Source organism: Microbulbifer regidiadema (SeqCode) (assembly GCF_052467605.1).
Map to the genome: position 1 here is coordinate 3,905,825 of NZ_CP174316.1, position 16,676 is coordinate 3,922,500.

12 protein-coding genes (1 of these 12 cut by a window edge) are annotated in these 16,676 nt (G+C 52.6%); 10 read left to right on the forward strand and 2 right to left on the reverse strand.

Annotated elements, in window-relative coordinates:
• The first annotated feature begins 47 nt into the window (after positions 1–47).
• The 5 genes from rluD (at position 48) to ACJJIF_RS17725 (ending at position 9,117) form a co-directional block, all read left to right on the forward strand.
• Positions 48–1,001: a 23S rRNA pseudouridine(1911/1915/1917) synthase RluD gene (gene rluD / locus ACJJIF_RS17705; protein WP_444929609.1), complete on the forward strand. Its 954-nt coding sequence runs from the start codon at positions 48–50 to the stop codon at positions 999–1,001.
• A gap of 74 nt (positions 1,002–1,075) precedes the next feature.
• On the forward strand, positions 1,076–1,843 hold the full coding sequence (pgeF, locus tag ACJJIF_RS17710; protein ID WP_444929610.1) for a peptidoglycan editing factor PgeF: 768 nt from the start codon (positions 1,076–1,078) through the stop codon (positions 1,841–1,843).
• A 281-nt stretch (positions 1,844–2,124) separates the two neighbouring features.
• Positions 2,125–4,728: an ATP-dependent chaperone ClpB gene (clpB, locus tag ACJJIF_RS17715; protein ID WP_444929611.1), complete on the forward strand. Its 2,604-nt coding sequence runs from the start codon at positions 2,125–2,127 to the stop codon at positions 4,726–4,728.
• 273 nt (positions 4,729–5,001) lie between these two features.
• A complete protein-coding gene (locus ACJJIF_RS17720) occupies positions 5,002–6,036 on the forward strand; it encodes an efflux RND transporter periplasmic adaptor subunit (RefSeq protein ID WP_444929612.1) in 1,035 nt (344 codons plus the stop codon).
• A gap of 18 nt (positions 6,037–6,054) precedes the next feature.
• Complete coding sequence (locus ACJJIF_RS17725; protein WP_444929613.1) at positions 6,055–9,117, forward strand: efflux RND transporter permease subunit; 3,063 nt, start codon at positions 6,055–6,057, stop codon at positions 9,115–9,117.
• 14 nt (positions 9,118–9,131) lie between these two features.
• Here ACJJIF_RS17725 and ACJJIF_RS17730 read toward each other — a convergent pair whose 3' ends face one another.
• A complete protein-coding gene (locus tag ACJJIF_RS17730; RefSeq protein ID WP_444929614.1) occupies positions 9,132–10,196 on the reverse strand; it encodes a helix-turn-helix domain-containing protein in 1,065 nt (354 codons plus the stop codon).
• Between the two features lie 380 nt (positions 10,197–10,576).
• Here ACJJIF_RS17730 and ACJJIF_RS17735 point away from each other — a divergent pair, with 380 nt between their 5' ends.
• Positions 10,577–11,668, forward strand: coding sequence for a hypothetical protein (locus tag ACJJIF_RS17735; RefSeq protein WP_444929615.1), 1,092 nt, complete (start codon positions 10,577–10,579; stop codon positions 11,666–11,668).
• A gap of 32 nt (positions 11,669–11,700) precedes the next feature.
• Positions 11,701–12,777 (forward strand): DUF4785 family immunoglobulin-like domain-containing protein, encoded by a 1,077-nt coding sequence (locus ACJJIF_RS17740; RefSeq protein ID WP_444929616.1) that lies wholly within the window; start codon positions 11,701–11,703, stop codon positions 12,775–12,777.
• Between the two features lie 31 nt (positions 12,778–12,808).
• Here ACJJIF_RS17740 and ACJJIF_RS17745 read toward each other — a convergent pair whose 3' ends face one another.
• The gene (locus ACJJIF_RS17745) at positions 12,809–13,282 is read right to left on the reverse strand and encodes a DUF4124 domain-containing protein (protein WP_444929617.1); all 474 of its coding nucleotides are present in this window, start codon (positions 13,280–13,282) and stop codon (positions 12,809–12,811) included.
• A 451-nt stretch (positions 13,283–13,733) separates the two neighbouring features.
• On the opposite strand from ACJJIF_RS17745, the gene ACJJIF_RS17750 reads away from it, so the two are divergent.
• The 3 genes in view from ACJJIF_RS17750 to ilvC are tightly spaced (at most 22 nt apart) and all read left to right on the forward strand, a layout consistent with a single transcriptional unit that may run on beyond the window.
• Positions 13,734–15,470, forward strand: a complete 1,737-nt coding sequence (locus ACJJIF_RS17750) for an acetolactate synthase 3 large subunit (protein WP_444929618.1) — start codon at positions 13,734–13,736, stop codon at positions 15,468–15,470.
• 11 nt (positions 15,471–15,481) lie between these two features.
• Positions 15,482–15,973: an acetolactate synthase small subunit gene (gene ilvN, locus ACJJIF_RS17755; protein ID WP_282934340.1), complete on the forward strand. Its 492-nt coding sequence runs from the start codon at positions 15,482–15,484 to the stop codon at positions 15,971–15,973.
• A 22-nt stretch (positions 15,974–15,995) separates the two neighbouring features.
• On the forward strand, positions 15,996–16,676 hold the 5' portion of the coding sequence (ilvC, locus tag ACJJIF_RS17760) for a ketol-acid reductoisomerase (RefSeq protein ID WP_444929619.1). It continues 345 nt past the right edge of the window; only the first 681 of its 1,026 coding nucleotides appear in the window; its start codon is at positions 15,996–15,998; its stop codon lies beyond the right edge, outside the window.

A 16,676-nucleotide genomic window follows, 5' to 3' on the forward strand; every position in this document is an offset into this window, starting at 1 on the left:
CATTTAACCACAGTCGCGGAGCTGCCCAAAGTATTTGCAATTGATTAATGATTGAACACCTAAAATTAGATATCCAAGTGCCTGCCAGTATGGCCGGTCGACGCTTAGACCAGGCCGCAGCCGAATTAATTCCCGAATTCTCGCGCGCGCGCCTGCAATCGTGGATCAAAGGCGGCCAGCTCACTCTCAACGGTGCGGCGGCCAAGGCCAAAGAAAAGCTCTTTGGCGGCGAGCTGATCCAGCTGCGCGCAGAGCTGGAGCCCCAGGGGAGCTGGGCGGCCCAGGACCTCGACCTGGACATCCTGTACGAAGATGACTGCCTGCTGGTGGTCAATAAGCCTGCGGGCTTAGTCGTCCACCCCGCTGCCGGCAACCCCGATGGCACCTTGCTCAATGGCCTGCTCCACCACAACCCCGCTCAGGAGCTGATCCCCCGCGCCGGTATTGTGCACCGCCTGGATAAAGACACGAGCGGTCTGATGGTGGTGGCTAAGACCCTGGCTGCCCAGGCCCACCTCGTGGACCAATTAAAGCAGAGAACGGTTAGTCGACAATATGATGCGCTGGTCCAAGGATATATCACCGCTGCCGGCCGTGTGGATGCGCCTATCGGCCGGCATCGCCAAAATCGTCTCAAGATGGCCGTTTTGGACTTTGGTGGCAAAGAGGCCATTACCCATTATCGCGTACAGGAGCGCTACAGCGCTTACACTCTCTTACGCTGCAAACTGGAAACCGGCCGCACCCATCAGATTCGGGTACATATGGCCCATATCCGGCACCCACTAGTGGGAGATCCACTGTACGGCGGCCGCCCGAAACTGCCGCGCGAGGCTTCGGCGGATCTTGTCGATGCCCTCCGCTCTTTCCCGCGGCAGGCCCTCCACGCTGCGGAACTCGCGCTCGTGCACCCGACTAGTGGACAGGACATGCATTGGTGTGCGCCAATGCCCACTGATATGCAGCTGCTGCTGGAGCAGCTGCGCACCGATGAGTCCTGAGGTGCACCTTTAATTCGCCTGGGGACCGATAGCGGGTTGCCCAAAGGAAATATTTCGTAACGCAAGATATCTCAATGCCAAGCAACCATTACCTGATACCGAATTGGCCCGCACCCGCAGGGGTGCGGGCGGCGGTGACACTGCGCACGGGGGGGCACAGTGCTGGCCACTACTCCTCTTTTAACCTCGCAACCCACGTGGGAGATAAAGAGCAGGCGGTTGTCGCCAATCGCCAGCAGTTGAGAGAGGAGCTCAAGCTGCCATCGGAGCCGCAGTGGCTGGAGCAAATCCACAGCGACAGGGTGGTCGAAGCGAGTGATGATGCTTTGGTTCGCACAGCCGATGCCTGTTTTAGTGTGCAAAAGGATATTGTCTGCGCGGTGTTAACGGCTGACTGTTTGCCGGTTCTGTTGTGCGATAAGCGTGGTCGCCGTGTTGCTGCGGCCCACGCAGGGTGGCGTGGGTTGGCGGCTGGCATATTGCGCAATACGGTCAGGGCAATGGAATGCGATCCGGGGGAACTGATGGTTTGGCTGGGGCCAGCAATAGGCCCAGAGGCTTTTGAGACCGGAATTGATGTCCTTGAGGCATTCTTTGAAAACGCCTTAAGCAGTCGGCACACCGAAACTATCGCCAGTTGTTTCCGTCCGCACGCAAAGAAACCGCTGCACTTTTTAACGGATATTTATGCCCTGGCGCGTGCGGAGCTGGCAGAGATGGGGGTGGCTGATGTGTACGGGGGCGATTTTTGTACCCTGTCGGAATCGGAGCGGTTTTTCTCCTACCGCAGGGAGGGCGTAACCGGCCGTATGGCATCGCTCATTTGGCGGGAGGGGCCCTAAGCAGAGTGCTCTGGTGGCTGGGGCGAATCCGCTAAGCCACCAGTAGTTATTGGGGGGCGAGTGGGGGATTGCAAGACCCGCGCCCCACTAAACAGTCCAAAATATAACAATTCTATTGCCGCAAAAATAATTTTTATCGAATAAATGCCGCGATTGATTTAAATCATTGAAAACCGGTTCCGCGTCCCTATTTTACTTCTCAACAGCAGCGCAAATGTAAAGGGCAAATCGACGTCACTTTTACAGCGCTTCAAAAAAACCGAGTAAAAGAGGTTTCGTTCATGCGAATTGACCGAATGACAAACCCGCTACAGGCGGCATTTGCCGATGCGCAATCCCTGGCGGTTGGGCGCGACCACAATCAAATTTATCCCGAACACCTGATTCTGGCCCTGCTCAATCAGAGCAATGGCAGTGTGCCCGCATTCCTGTCCCAGGCCGGATTTAATCTCAACGGGCTGCGCAACGATCTGGCCAAGCGATTGGATAGCCTGCCCAGGGTCACGGCTCCCACCGGCGACGTGGGAATGTCGCAGGAATTAATGCGCCTAATGAATCTCACGGACAAGCGAGCCCAGAAAAATGGCGACAGCTTTATTTCCAGTGAAACCGTGCTATTGGCGGCATTCGATTCCGCAGCGGGAGAGATTTCTAAAATCTTAAGTTCCAATGGCGATATTCAACAGTTAGAGGCAGCGATTAAAAAAGTGCGCGGTGACGAAAAAGTAGATGACCCCAATGCGGAAGAAGCGCGTCAGGCTCTGGATAAATACACGCTGGATCTGACCGAGCGCGCCCTGGCGGGCAAACTTGATCCGGTGATTGGCCGCGATGACGAAATACGGCGGACGATCCAGGTCTTGCAACGGCGCACTAAGAACAACCCTGTACTGATTGGTGAGCCGGGGGTTGGTAAAACCGCCATTGTCGAAGGTCTCGCCCAGCGTATTGTCAACGGCGAGGTACCGGAGGGACTGAAGGACAAACGGCTCCTCTCCCTGGACCTGGGAGCGTTGTTGGCCGGGGCAAAATTTCGTGGAGAATTTGAAGAGCGCTTGAAAGCTGTGCTCAACGAATTATCCAAACAGGAAGGGCGCATAATTCTCTTTATCGATGAACTCCATACCATGGTGGGGGCCGGTAAAGCTGAGGGGGCAATGGACGCGGGTAATATGCTCAAACCCGCGCTGGCACGCGGTGAATTACACTGTGTCGGCGCCACCACTCTGGATGAATATCGGCAATATATAGAGAAAGATGCGGCGCTCGAACGGCGCTTCCAAAAAGTATTGGTGGATGAGCCCACAGAAGAGGATACGATTGCGATTCTGCGCGGCTTAAAAGAGCGCTACGAAGTGCATCACGGTGTCGATATCACCGATTCTGCAATTATTGCCGCGACTAAATTATCACAGCGCTATATTACCGATCGGCAATTGCCCGATAAGGCCATCGATCTTATCGATGAGGCTGCCAGTCGAATACGCATGGAAATCGATTCCAAGCCGGAGTCTATGGATAAGCTGGAGCGCCGTTTAATTCAATTAAAAATTGAGCGGGAGGCCGTCAAAAAAGATACCGGTGATGAGGCCACTAAAAAGCGCCTGTCGAAACTGGAAGATGAAATTTTGCAGTTGGAACGGGAATACTCCGATCTCGAAGAGGTCTGGAAAGCGGAGAAAGCGCAGCTCGCCGGCAGCCACGATCTCAAGGAAAAGCTTGAGCAGGCCAAGCTCGATATGGAATCCGCCCGCCGCGCCGGTGATCTTACCAGAATGTCAGAATTGCAGTACGGCGTTATTCCGCAGCTGGAACAGCAGCTTAAAAGTGCCGCCAGTGCAGAGGTCTCTGAGGAGCCGCGCCTGTTGCGCAACCGGGTCGGCGATGAAGAGGTGGCCGAAGTCGTATCCCGCTGGACGGGTATTCCCGTGTCTAAAATGCTGGAAGGCGAGCGGGAAAAATTACTCAGGATGGAGGACGAACTGCACAAGCGCGTGATTGGCCAGGGAGAGGCTGTAGAAGCTGTGGCCAATGCGGTGCGCCGCTCCAGGGCCGGGCTGGCTGATCCCAACCGACCCAACGGCTCGTTTTTGTTCCTCGGTCCGACCGGTGTAGGCAAAACGGAACTCTGTAAGGCTTTGGCGCAATTCCTCTTTGACACGGAAGATGCCATGGTGCGGATTGATATGTCAGAGTTTATGGAAAAGCACTCCGTCGCTCGCCTGATCGGCGCGCCTCCCGGCTATGTCGGTTATGAAGAGGGCGGTTATTTAACCGAGGCAGTGCGGCGCAAGCCCTATTCTGTGGTGCTTCTGGATGAGGTGGAAAAGGCGCACCCCGATGTCTTTAATATTCTTCTCCAGGTTCTGGATGATGGCCGCCTGACCGATGGCCAGGGGCGCACGGTAGACTTTCGCAATACGGTCGTGGTGATGACCTCCAACTTGGGCTCTGACTTAATTCAAAAGTATGCGACAGTAGAAGATGGCGATGATTTGGATACCGAAATCCACTATCGACAGATGAAAAGCGCGGTAATGGAGGTTGTCGGTAATCACTTTAGGCCTGAGTTTATCAACCGCATCGATGAAGTCGTCGTTTTCCATCCGCTGGATAAGGCGGAAGTGCGCTCAATTGCAGAGATTCAATTGCAGCAACTCTGTAGACGCCTGGCAGAGAGGGATTTGAAGTTAGACGTTTCGCAAAATCTGCTGGATAAATTGGCAGAGGTGGGATTTGACCCCGTCTACGGCGCCCGCCCGCTAAAACGCGCGATACAGGTTTGGCTGGAGAATCCCTTAGCCCAGGATGTCCTCGCCGGCAAATTTGCTCCCGGAGCAACAATTTATGCCGAGGTTGAAGGTGATAAAGCCGTATTCCGCTAAATAACTGCCAAGGGGTGCAAACTATTTGCACCCCTTGTGGCCGTCCTGTCACCCATCTCCCCACCTCTATACTCACAAGTGCGCCGATCCGTTGGCAATGGATTTCTCTGTGGCCACTGTTGTTCTAGTGAGATTCCCATTTCACAGCGGTTTCAATTCATCATTAATAACTTCTTACGGGGGGCGTATATCAGTAAGCGTATGTGGCTAATGCTGTTGGGGTGCCTTTTGCTCTTCGGTGGAGTTTTCACTTTTAAGCTATTGGGCAGGCATATGCTGAATCAATTTCTTGACGATATGCCAGTGCCAGCAGCCACTGTAACTTCGGCGACTGCGGAGGTTCAATACTGGCAGGAGGATCTACGCGGGATCGGTACAATACGGGCCATTAATGGTGTGGCGGTAACCACCGAAGCCGAGGGTGTGGTTAGCGCTATTCACTTCAAGTCCGGGCAGTACGTACAAAAAGGGGATTTACTGGCGGAACTATTTGCCGAGCCAGAGAGGGCACAGCTGCAAGTGTTAGATGCTGAGCTGCGTTTGGCTCGCCGTAATTATGCTCGTACAAAGATGTTACATAATGAGGGCGTGACAACTGATGCGGATTTGGATACTGCACGCAGTACTTTAGATCAGGTCCTGGCAAATATTGAGGTGCAGCGGGCTACGATTAATCAGCGGGTCATAGTGGCGCCCTTTAGTGGAGTGCTGGGGATTCGACAGGTTGACCTGGGACAGAATGTGAGTCCTGGTGATGACGTGGTTTCCCTACAGCAGCTCGCCCCGATCTTTGTTGATTTCTCTTTGCCCGAAAAAAATTACGCCAGTGTTGAGTTGGACCTGCCAGTTAGCGTGACGACAGATGCATTTCCTGAAAACGCTTACCCGGGGGAAATTACAGCCGTTGAGCCGCAGGTCGATAATACAAGTCGAAACTTTCTGGTCCGGGCAACCCTAAAAAATTCCAAGCGACATTTGCGGCCAGGTATGTTTGCTGAGGTGTCCGTACAAATTGATAGAAAGAGGAGAGTGCTTGTTGTTCCCAGAACGGCATTAATTTTTGCGCCTTACGGCGTTGCCGTGTTTGTACTGGAGGCAGGTGAAAATGACAAGCAAATGCTGGCCGTTAAGCGCTTTGTGAAAACGGGGGAAGAGCGTGGGGATTTGGTGGAAATTATCCAGGGATTACTTGAGGGTGATACGGTTGCCAGTAGTGGTCTATTAAAACTCCGTAACGGTGAGAAGGCTATTATTAACAATCAAAATCAGCCGCCAGAAAATATAAACCCGAAACCGGAAAATAGCTGAGGTTGGAATCCGTAGGTTGTGAACTTCACAGAAATCTTTATTCGCAAACCGGTTTTGGCTTCTGTGGTCAGTTTGTTTATTTTTTTATTGGGATTGAGGTCGCTCGGCGAATTAAATGTACGGCAATATCCCAAGCTTGAAAACGCAGTAATCACTGTCACTACTGTGTACGTCGGGGCAGATTCTGATTTGGTACAGGGCTTTATAACAACGCCATTAGAGCAGGAGATTGCTACGGCTGATGGTATCGATTATATGGTGTCCACCAGTGTGCAGGGGCTCTCGACGATTAGTGTTTACGTGCGCTTTGATTACAACCCCAACGAAGTGCTAACCCAGGTAGTAGCCAAGGTTAACAAATTGCGCAGTGAGTTGCCCGATGAATCGGAAGATTCCAGTGTGGAGATGCAGCTGGGAGAAACCACGGCTGCCATGTACCTCTCCTTTTCCTCCAATATCCTCGCGAATAACCAAATTACAGATTATTTAACCCGCGTGGTCCAACCTAAGCTGGCGACTATAGCCGGTGTGCAGCGGGCGCGTTTATTGGGCGATAGTACCTTTGCAATGAGAGTTTGGTTAAAACCGGCGGAAATGGCGGCCCTGGAAGTAACACCGGCGGATGTTGCCGACGCGCTGACAGAGAATAACATTCTGTCGGCGGTGGGGGCGACCAAGGGCACCCGTGTGGCACTGGAAATACGTGCAGACACCGATATCGCCCGCCAGTTGGATTTTCGTCAGCTTATCGTTCGAGCTGATGGAGATCGGCTTGTGCGTTTGGAGGATGTTGCGGAGATAGAGCTGGGGGCTGAATCCTATGATAGTTCGGTTACCTTTAACGGACAGTCCGCGACCTTTATCGCCGTTGAAGTGGCGCCCGACGCCAATTCTCTGGAGGTTATTACGAAAGTTCGCGAAGAGCTGGAGAAAAAGATTTTTCCCCAGCTGCCGCAGGGAATGCTCGGAGAGATTCCCTACGACAGTACTGAATATATTCAGGACTCTATCAAAGAGGTGGTGGAGACAATTCTCGAAGCTGTAGTGATTGTGATTCTGGTAATTTACCTGTTTCTCGGTTCTATTCGCAGTGTACTGATTCCCGCGATCGCACTGCCTCTCTCTCTGGTTGGAGCGTTTTTTTTGATGTTGCTGATGGGGTTTTCCATCAACTTGCTCACGCTGTTAAGTATGGTATTGGCAATTGGTATTGTCGTTGATGATGCCATTATTGTGCTGGAAAACGTCCATCGGCATATTGAGGGGGGAATGTCGCCAAAAGACGCTGCGATAGTTGGGGCGCGCGAGCTGGCATGGCCGGTCGTTGCTATGACTACAACACTGATTGCAGTTTATATTCCCATTGGTTTTCTCGGTGGTTTAACCGGCACACTATTTATCGAGTTTGCGTTTTCTTTAGCCGCAGCTGTGCTGCTGTCAGGGGTTGTCGCCCTTACCCTGTCACCGATGATGGCTTCTAAAATTCTAAAATCCCGCGATGGGGGTGGGGGGCGCTTTGAGATTTGGTTGGAGCGTCAATTCTCCCGCTTGCAGATGCAGTTTGAGAGGTCGCTGCACGCATCCCTTGATGAGCGCCCGGTGATATTGGTTTTCGGCTTGATCGTGTTGATAAGCTGTTATTTTCTATTTGTAACATCTCCGCAAGAGCTTGAACCTACAGAGGATCGGGGGCTCGTTCTGACCATTTCTACGGCCGATGCCTATGCAACATTGGATTATGTTGAGCAGTACAGTGGCGAGCTCACAGTGATTGCGGATAGATATGCAGAAGTCGAGAATATTTTTCTGCTCAATGGCGTGGGTACTTTCAGCAGTAGCACTAACAATGCAGTGGCCGGTTTTGTTCTGGCACCTTGGCAAGATAGAAATCGCGATACAGAAGAGATGCAGGAGTTGATAAGTAAGGAGGTCGAGCAAATAGCGGGGTTAAAAATAGCTGTGGTTGTCCCCCCGAGCTTGCCGACAGCGGGGGGACAGTTGCCGGTTGAGTTTGTTGTCGGTGCTACAGAGCCTATGGAAAATCTGGCACTGGTAGCGAACGATATTATGTCCCGGGCCCTGGAGAGTCGAAAGTTTATTTTTCTCGATTCGGATTTAAAAATTGATAAACCAAAAATTGTCATAGAAATTGATCGAGAGAAGGCCGCCAGTATGGGGGTAAAAATGGTGGACTTGAGTCGAGACCTGGGCGCTATGTTATCCGGGGCCTACGTTAACCGCTTTTCTCTGGATAATCGCAGCTATAAAGTGATCCCCCAGGTTGAGAGAGTAGAGCGCCTTACGCCAGCACAGCTGGACCAATATTATATTCGAGCGGCAAATAACCAGCTGATCCCTGTCAGTACACTGGTGAGACTTACAGAAACGGTAGAGCCGCAGCAGTTAAAACGATTCCAGCAGTTAAACTCAGTGACTATTTCCGGTGTGCCGCGCCCGGGTATTACACTCGGTGAAGCGTTACAGGTGTTGGAAGATGCGGCCAAAGAAGTTTTGCCAATCGAATACTCTATAGATTATTCGGGGCAGTCGCGGCAATTTAAAACGGAAGGGTCTGAGTTGACCGTGACTTTTTTCTTTGCCCTAGTCGTCATTTACCTGGTCCTGGCGGCGCAATTTGAATCCTGGCGCGATCCGCTGATTATGTTGGTTACTGTACCGATGAGTGTTTGCGGTGCAATGATCTTTGTCAGTCTGGGGTTGACCACCCTGAATATTTACACACAGGTGGGGCTGGTGACTTTAATTGGCGTCATCTCCAAACACGGCATTCTGATTGTGGAGTTTGCGAATAAGCTGCAAATTTCAGGACTGGATAAACGCTTAGCGATAGAGCAGGCCACCTCAATTCGCCTGCGGCCGATACTGATGACTACGGTATCCCTGGTGCTGGCCATGGTTCCCTTGCTTATCGCTTCGGGGCCGGGAGGTGGGGCGAGATTTGCTATGGGCTTGGTAGTGGCGACCGGCATGACAGTAGGAACCCTGTTTACTTTATTTGTCGTACCGGTGATGTATGTCTATCTGGGGCGGGATTTTGCCGACGGGCTTGCCCGCCCTTAGTTTTTTATCGGGGTTTACGCTTCGAAAGCGTCCCTGCCGACATTACTGCGGCGAAACTCAGAGGGGGTGACGCCTTCATGTTTTTTAAAAAAGCGTGTAAATACCGCCCGTTCGGCAAAGTGAAGTTGTACGGCGATGCTTTCGACAGAATCCTTGGTCGAAAGAAGTAGTTGTTTGGTGAGCGAGAGGGTCACACTGTCTTTAAGCTGCTGAAAGGTGACCCCCTGTTCTCTCAGCCTGCGCTGTAAAGTGCGGCCACTGGTACGGAAGTGTGCAGCGGCCTGTTTGATCGTGATTTCCTCATCGAGCAGATGCTTTTCGAGCCAGGCGCGCAAGCTGGCGGCCAGATTATAACTGCTTAATGTATTGTGTAAGACGGCCTTTAAAATATTTCGGCTCTGGTTGCGCAAAAGTTTATGGTAGCTGGGGATGGGGAAATCCAGGGTCTGAGGCGCCAGGATAACCGCATTTTCATCCGCAGAAAATTCAATCGGACACTGAAATATTCTCTGGTGGATAGAGTCATCCTCTGGCTTTTCACCGCGCAGTTTTAATCCCTGTACCTCGGGAAACCTCGGGTTCAGGGTGCGCAACAGATCGACGGCACGGCTCATCAGCATCTCGGCGATAAAGTGATTCACGCGAGCACTAAATAACTCTTGCTGCCAGCTGAGAGTGAGCACCTCTGCATCCGCTTGCTGGTAAGTTTGAAAGCGCAGAAAGGGTGCCAGGGTCTGTGAGAGTACGATTTCAGCGGGGCGAAAAATCTCCCTCGGCCGCCTCAAAGAGGGCTGAGCTTCGATAATGGTCTCTTCCAGCCAGAGCATAATGGGAAAGCGACTAAAGCTAAGTCCCGGTGAAGTCACGGGGGACAGGGCCAGGATGCTTTCAATTAGCGCATTGAATTCACTGTAATTGAGCCATTCGCTCTCCTCTGGATGCCAGCTAAATGAGAATGGTAATTGCTCGATGAGCCTCTCTGCTGGGATGCCCAGCCTAGCTGCGGCTACCACAAAGTAGGGGGCAAAAATTTTGGGCACGCCGGCATGGCCGGACATATTTTTATTTTGGTCTCTCATGACTTACGGCCGTCCGGGTGGCGTTGTCGGCATCATAGCAAAGGCGCCTTAAACCACGAATACAATTTGCAGTATATGACGAATTGGTCGCTTCGCGTGGCGGATATGACCCCCTTATGGCGCCATTAATCCTATTCTAAAACAGAGTCTAGAGGATAAGTTTTCTGAGTTTGCGCGACATCGCGTTATTTAGATTGTCAAAACTCTTCGGTCACAAGAGTTGCTACTGGCGAAAGCAATTAAGGAAAACAACAATGGCTCTGTCTAAGCGGCTGGGTTTAAGCCTGTCAATTTTTTTCTCAGGGATAATTGGCGCTTCACCAGCGGTAGCAGAAAATTGCTATATCCTGGTTCATGGACATGGAGTCGAAGGGCACACAGTGAGTGTGGACAGTGATGGGAGTCTGGTGCAGCCGGCACTGGATTATTGGAGTGAGGCGGTTTTCGACGAATATTCAAACAGTGATTTTATTGAGCAGTTACTGGTTGATGGCGGTAACTATGGTGTTGTCGGGTATAACTCAACCGATGAAGGCGAATACCCCTATTGGCACGATGAGACCGCCGGGGAAATTGCTCGTCAGATTATAGAGATCCGCGCAGGTCGGGGGGATCGTTTTGAGCACGATAACCAGTGCTCAGCGGGCGATACTTTCTGGGTTATTTCCCACAGTCAGGGCGCCGCTCAAATGGTGTATATCGCCGGCAACGCTGTTGAGGGTTCTCCGTACTACAATCGCGCCTACAGTCAATTTGATAGCAACACAGAAATTCAACAAGTTGAGACCTGCTCTACAACTTGGTATGGCAGTACGCTCTGTGAAACCGTTGAGGAGGAGGTTCAAGTTGCCGGACTTAATGAGCGTTACGCAGTCGGTGTAGATTTTGACTCGGCTATCAGTGGTGTTGCCGCAATCTTTACTACCGGGGGCGCAATTACCGGTACAGAGGGCGTTGACCGGATATGTAATGGTAGTTGGTATGACGATTTGGCCAATGAGCTTTTTTTAGGGCGTGAGTGCTCGGCAGTTCGCTATATGCAGACTAATGATGTCTATACGGTAAGAAATTATATCGGGGACAATCTCGCTGCGCCGGTATATACCATTGGCGGCTATGCGGCTTTCCCGGGCCTGGAAAGTGCAACTTCTCTGCTGCTAAATGGTGAGGATGACGGCTATATCAATTTGGCCTCGCAAATGAACTGTTCCGGATCTGCCAAGCGCAGCCTGTGGTCAAACCTGAAAGAATATGAAACCCTGCTAGGCGTAGCTTACGACAGTGCGATATTTTCTTGTGACAACGACAACAAGGGTACGGCTCGATCCTACAACTTGGCCAGTATCCATACGGACCACGATGCGCAGCGCAACGGTGGTATTTTATCCCCCGACTACGACTCAATTCCCGATGGGTTGGACTGTGGCTCTGGGAAGAATAGCGCGGGAAGAATTTCAGCCTGCACAAATTAACTAACAATAAATAAAAGGCTTCGGAGGTGTTGATGTCCACATCCAATAAAGGTCGCTCAAAGGCTCAGCTGGCAGCCTGGGGTGTTTTAGCTGTTACTGTCGGGATTGTGGGCTACTGGGCCCTGTCCGATGATCGGGAGGTGGCACCTGCGGTCGTTGCCAAAGCTAAGGCGGAAGTGAGATCTATCCGGACCCATAAGTCCGACACTGTTGAGGTGTTGGAGGCGGAGCCGCAAGAAGAGCAGTCGGTCAAACTCTGGAAGGGCATCGAGGCCTTGCCCAACAAGACCGAGTTACACCAGTCTATGCTCTCAGATCTGGCCCGCTTCCATCGCTATCCGCCGAAAAATCGGGCGATTAAGACCCCAGAGCAGGACCCGATTACCCAGACCTTTGCTGTGGATGAAAGAACCACCCACAGCGAGGAAGGGGACTCACTGACTCTCTGGACGGATGAAAAATTTTATTTGCGCGGCGATACAGTCCGGGTTTTTGCTTATCAGGCCGACAGCGATGGAGATCGGGTAAATGCTGACCTGACAGCGCTGCTGGTTTACGAGGATCAGCAGGTTGTGGGTACCCTGACCTTTAGCGACTCAGATGGAGACTTGGTCTACGAGGCGCTGATGGAGGCGGGCTCCTTTAATGGTCAGGTGCTGGAAGCGGGTATCTTTAAGGTCATTGTGGATACGGATATCGACGGTCTGCGGGATGCGGCAGCCTTTACCCTCTCTGAGGATACGGGAAGCTATACCGGGGCTCTGCGGGACTCCGTTACCGCCGATGGCAACCTGCTGGTTGAGGCGGAAGTCGAGATCAGCAGAGAGGGGCGCTACTATTTTCAGGGCTCCCTGTATAACGATGAGCAATCTCCGATCGGTACTACCCAGCATGCCGCAGAGCTGGCGGTGGGGCGTCACTGGATTCCGCTGGAGTTTTACGGGCTGTTAATTCGCGACGCTGGGCAGGATGGCCCCTACCTGGTGAAACAATTGAGTATCGCCCGGGTGACGGTGCCGATGGCCAGGGATGCCGCCTTTGCGCCCGGCTATTACACCGAGCGCTATAGCCTGGATCAATTTACCGATACCCCCTACCGGGAGTTGTAGGGGGAGTGGCCTGCGAGCGCCGGAAGGAGAACTAGCAGTTCTTTTTGATCTGTTCGCGGGCCTTGGCTATGCGCTCCTGGCGCTCATCTTCTCCGAGTCTGCGATAATTTCCCTCTTTATCTTTTTCGCGCACTCGTGCGTGCGTGGTCAGACTCTTAAGGTTCTTTTGGTAGGCACTACAGAGTTCGGCCCGTTTTGCGGCGGCCTCGGCTTTAGCCTTGGCCTCTTGCTGCTGCCGCTGCTGCTCTTCGGCACTGGACCGCTCGGCTTGTGGAGCTACTGGAGAGATATGCGCCTTTGTGCTGTGTGCGGTGATCGCCTCCTGTTCGGCTTCCCACTTTTTATAGCGCTCAGACTTGGGTTTCTGGATAACGTCCACCGAAGTATTGCCCGGCGGCTGCTCGCCAAAATGGACAACGCCATCCTCATCTACCCATTTATAGATACCATCGGCGTGAGCGGCGGTTGTTGTTACTGCGATCAATAGTGCCAGCAGGATGCGCATGGTGGTTACCCCTTGTGTTGGTATTCCTTCCGTTTCCCCATTGTACCGATACTGGCAGCTTTTCCTGTAACTGTCTTAACACTTTCACCGACACCTATTGACAGCTAGGGCTCAGTTGGCAAAATCGGGGGTTTACTCAGTGACTAGATTTCACCGCACACCCGTGGTTTTGAGTCTACCCCGGTGGGACACCCCCCATCGAAATTCCACTGAGTGGTCCTCCTCACCCCTGGAGGCCTGCTAGCCCGACTGTGAACCCGTGCGGCTTCATTTTGGGTTAGGTGTTTATGTGCGATCAGTTCATCCTAAAAATCGGCAGTTAAACACGCAACAGGCTGATATTTGTCACCATTTTCCCCTATAATTGCCGTTTGGCATTCTTGCTATTCGGTGTTTTATACGTTCTCTGGTGATGGCTATCCTACAAAACAGGAAAATTGAGGAGACTCAAGTGGAATTACTTTCCGGCGGCGATATGTTGGTTCGCGCGCTGCAGGATGAAGGGGTGGATCTGATTTTTGGATACCCGGGCGGCTCAGCGTTACATATCTACGATGCTATTTTTCGGCAGAAGTCGATGAAGCATATTCTCGTGCGCCACGAGCAGGGGGCGACCCATGCTGCCGATGGCTATGCGCGATCCACAGGAAAGGCGGGCGTCGTACTGGTGACATCGGGTCCCGGCGCGACAAACGCAATTACCGGTATCGCAACGGCGTATATGGATTCTATTCCGATGGTGGTGATCTCCGGCCAGGTACCCCGGGATAAGATCGGTGAGGATGCCTTCCAGGAAACGGATATGGTCGGTTGCTCGCGCCCGATCGTAAAGCACAGTTTCTTAGTCAAGAGTGCTGAGGATATTCCCACGGTAGTTAAAAAGGCATTTTTTATTGCCAATACCGGCCGCCCCGGTCCCGTTGTGATCGATATCCCGAAAGATGTCACCAACCCGGCAGAGCGTTTTCCCTACCGCTATCCCGAAAAGCTGCGCATGCGCTCCTACACCCCCGCAGGTAAAGGGCACAGCGGTCAAATACGCAAAGCCGTTGCCATGCTGCTCTCTGCTCGCCGCCCGGTCATTTATGCCGGTGGTGGGGTGGTGCAGGGGGAGGGGGCCGAGCTGCTCACTGCACTGGCCAAACAACTGAATTACCCCGTGACGAATACTTTAATGGGGCTCGGGGCATTTCCCGGTAGCGACCGGCGCTTTCTCGGTATGCTCGGTATGCACGGCACCTTTGAGGCGAATACGGCCATGCACCATGCCGATGTGATTTTGGCAGTGGGGGCGCGCTTTGATGACCGGGTCACTAATACCCCGAGCAAATTTTGTCCCGGTGCCAAAATTATTCATATCGATGTCGATCCGGCTTCGATTTCTAAAACGATAGTGGCCGATATCCCGATTGTTGGAACAGTTCAGTCTGTTCTCGGGGAGATGCTCGAAGCGCTGAAAGCCAGCGATGAACAGCCGGATCACTCCGCGATTGTCGATTGGTGGCGTCAAATCGATGATTGGCGCGAGCGCCACGGCCTGTATGCCGCCCCCCGTTATCAGACCGATGGTGCTCTGATTATGCCGCAGGATGTTATCAAGGCGGTGTATGACATTACCGAAGGTGATGCATTTGTCACCTCTGATGTAGGGCAGCACCAGATGTTTGCTGCGCAGTACTACCTCTTTGACAAGCCGCGTCGCTGGATTAACTCCGGCGGCCTGGGAACCATGGGATTTGGTCTGCCAGCTGCACTGGGGGTGAAAATAGCCCACCCCGATAAAGAGGTTGTGTGCGTAACCGGTGAGGGCAGTATCCAGATGTGTATTCAGGAACTCTCTACGGCCACCCAATACCACTTGCCAGTAAAAATTCTCTGTCTCAACAACCAGGCCCTGGGCATGGTGAAACAGTGGCAGGAGATGCAGTACGAGGGGAGGTTGTCCAACAGTGTTTACGAGGAGTCGCTGCCCGACTTTGTGAAGCTCGCCGAGGCCTACGGTCATGTCGGAGTGAAAATCGAGCGCCGTGAAGAGCTTCACAATAAGTTGCAAGAGGCTTTTGCCATTAAAGATCGCACAGTATTTATCGATGTTTACGTCGATCCATCTGAGCACGTTTATCCCATGCAGGTGATGCCGAACGGCTCTATGCGTGACATGTGGCTGAGCAAAACTGAGCGAACTTAAAGGGGGAGGCGATGCGTAGAATAATTTCGGTTCTGATGGAAAATGAACCCGGAGCCCTGTCCCGGGTTGTCGGCTTATTTTCCCAGCGCGGCTACAACATTGAGAGCCTTACTGTGGCGCCCACGGAGGATGCGACGCTATCGCGTCTTACTTTGGTGACAATTGGCGATGACCACAAGATTGAACAAATTACCAAAAACCTAAACAAGCTTATCGATGTTGTGAAATTGGTGGACCTCACGGAGGGCTCCCATATCGAGCGGGAATTGCTGTTGGTGAAAGTGCGAGCCAATGGTGCCCAGCGCGATGAAGTGAAGCGCAGTGTCGATATTTTTCGCGGGCAGATCGTCGATGTGACCAGCAGCATGTACACGGTACAGGTGGCTGGAACCGGTGAAAAACTCGATGCGTTCCTCCAGGCATTGGGGGAGCACACAATTATGGAAGTGGTGCGATCCGGGGTTTCCGGAATTGCCCGCGGTGAAAAAGTATTAAGTGTATAGAGCAAAAAGCAGGAATTGAGCGATGCAAGTTTATTACGACAAAGATTGTGACCTCTCTTTAATTCAGGGAAAAACAGTCGCCATTATTGGTTATGGATCTCAAGGTCATGCCCATGCCAATAACCTGAAAGACTCTGGTGTAGCGAATGTTGTTGTCGGTTTGCGCGAGGGATCGGCCTCCCGGGCGAAGGCCGAAGCTGCGGGCCTGAAGGTGGCTGAAGTCGTCGATGCGGTAAAAGATGCCGATGTGGTGATGATTCTCGCCCCGGATGAATACCAGGCGAATATTTATAAGGAGCAGGTCGCTCCAAATTTGAAGTCGGGTGCGGCCCTGGCTTTCGCCCACGGTTTTAATGTGCACTTCGAATTGATTGAGCCGCCTGCGGATGTGGATGTGATTATGATTGCCCCCAAAGGGCCCGGCCACACCGTTCGATCGACCTACCTAGAGGGCGGCGGCGTACCCACCTTGATTGCGGTTTATCAAGATGCGACAGGCAAGGCAAAAGACCTGGCGCTGTCTTACGCCTCGGCCAATGGGGGCGGGCGCTCGGGTATTATTGAAACCAATTTCCGCGAAGAGACGGAGACCGATCTCTTTGGTGAGCAGGCGGTGCTCTGTGGCGGGGTTTCCGCACTGGTAACGGCTGGCTTTGAGACTCTGGTGGAGGCGGGCTATGCGCCGGAGATGGCGTATTTTGAG